The sequence below is a fragment of the Planococcus sp. RAB007_Raresut genome (assembly GCF_057369535.1).
Window position 1 is genome coordinate 1 of sequence record NZ_JBXYIF010000190.1, and the last position, 253, is coordinate 253.

At 36.4% G+C, this 253-nt stretch carries 1 protein-coding gene; it reads left to right on the forward strand.

Annotation, left to right across the window (positions count from 1 at the left end; all coding sequences use genetic code 11):
• Nucleotides 1-253 (forward strand): GTPase (locus tag AC2Q9J_RS18240; protein ID WP_499042133.1); only part of this gene is annotated, 253 nt, incomplete at both ends.

Below are 253 nucleotides of genomic sequence, written 5' to 3' on the forward strand. Positions count from 1 at the left end.
TGGGATGCATAAAAAAGAAGTGCGTGCGATTAACAAGATGATGAATCGCGCCGCACATTCAGCACTGCGAGATGTAAATTTAGTCTTATTTGTGGTGGATGCTCAGAAGTGGACTCAAAATGATGAACTCGTTTTGGAAAAACTTAAAAATGCAGATATGCCTGTGATTCTGGTGATTAATAAGCTAGATACATTTGAAAATAAAAATGAAGCTTTACCTTTGATTCAAGAACGTGCCAAGTTAATGAACTTT